Annotated in this window: 1 rRNA gene; it reads left to right on the forward strand. The window is 52.4% G+C overall.

The features are described 5' to 3' along the window. Positions 1 to 169 precede the first annotated feature (169 nt). Positions 170 to 1,711, forward strand: a 16S ribosomal RNA gene (locus BVU99_RS24885). Positions 1,712 to 1,724: the final 13 nt, after the last annotated feature.

The following is a 1,724-nucleotide window of genomic DNA, read 5'->3' on the forward strand; positions in this document are numbered from 1 at the left end:
CACTGCTCTTTAACAATTTATCAGACAATCTGTGTGGGCACTCCACAAGACGATATCCAGCATCTTCGGATGCAAAAAAATATCAAGTCTTGAAGAGTGACTAACTGAAGTAAAATTCATGCAGTAAATCTTTGAGCATCGCTTCTCGAGTGGAAGCAAATCAAGCTTTTAATTGAAGAGTTTGATCATGGCTCAGATTGAACGCTGGCGGCAGGCTTAACACATGCAAGTCGAGCGGTAGCACAGGGGAGCTTGCTCCCTGGGTGACGAGCGGCGGACGGGTGAGTAATGTCTGGGAAACTGCCTGATGGAGGGGGATAACTACTGGAAACGGTAGCTAATACCGCATAACGTCGCAAGACCAAAGAGGGGGACCTTCGGGCCTCTTGCCATCAGATGTGCCCAGATGGGATTAGCTAGTAGGTGGGGTAATGGCTCACCTAGGCGACGATCCCTAGCTGGTCTGAGAGGATGACCAGCCACACTGGAACTGAGACACGGTCCAGACTCCTACGGGAGGCAGCAGTGGGGAATATTGCACAATGGGCGCAAGCCTGATGCAGCCATGCCGCGTGTGTGAAGAAGGCCTTCGGGTTGTAAAGCACTTTCAGCGAGGAGGAAGGTGGTGAGCTTAATACGCTCATCAATTGACGTTACTCGCAGAAGAAGCACCGGCTAACTCCGTGCCAGCAGCCGCGGTAATACGGAGGGTGCAAGCGTTAATCGGAATTACTGGGCGTAAAGCGCACGCAGGCGGTTTGTTAAGTCAGATGTGAAATCCCCGGGCTCAACCTGGGAACTGCATTTGAAACTGGCAAGCTAGAGTCTCGTAGAGGGGGGTAGAATTCCAGGTGTAGCGGTGAAATGCGTAGAGATCTGGAGGAATACCGGTGGCGAAGGCGGCCCCCTGGACGAAGACTGACGCTCAGGTGCGAAAGCGTGGGGAGCAAACAGGATTAGATACCCTGGTAGTCCACGCTGTAAACGATGTCGATTTGGAGGTTGTGCCCTTGAGGCGTGGCTTCCGGAGCTAACGCGTTAAATCGACCGCCTGGGGAGTACGGCCGCAAGGTTAAAACTCAAATGAATTGACGGGGGCCCGCACAAGCGGTGGAGCATGTGGTTTAATTCGATGCAACGCGAAGAACCTTACCTACTCTTGACATCCAGAGAACTTAGCAGAGATGCTTTGGTGCCTTCGGGAACTCTGAGACAGGTGCTGCATGGCTGTCGTCAGCTCGTGTTGTGAAATGTTGGGTTAAGTCCCGCAACGAGCGCAACCCTTATCCTTTGTTGCCAGCGGTTCGGCCGGGAACTCAAAGGAGACTGCCAGTGATAAACTGGAGGAAGGTGGGGATGACGTCAAGTCATCATGGCCCTTACGAGTAGGGCTACACACGTGCTACAATGGCATATACAAAGAGAAGCGACCTCGCGAGAGCAAGCGGACCTCATAAAGTATGTCGTAGTCCGGATTGGAGTCTGCAACTCGACTCCATGAAGTCGGAATCGCTAGTAATCGTAGATCAGAATGCTACGGTGAATACGTTCCCGGGCCTTGTACACACCGCCCGTCACACCATGGGAGTGGGTTGCAAAAGAAGTAGGTAGCTTAACCTTCGGGAGGGCGCTTACCACTTTGTGATTCATGACTGGGGTGAAGTCGTAACAAGGTAACCGTAGGGGAACCTGCGGTTGGATCACCTCCTTACCTAAAGATATTG

The sequence above is a fragment of the Serratia sp. OLAL2 genome, from assembly GCF_002752475.1.
GTDB lineage: Bacteria > Pseudomonadota > Gammaproteobacteria > Enterobacterales > Enterobacteriaceae > Serratia > Serratia bockelmannii.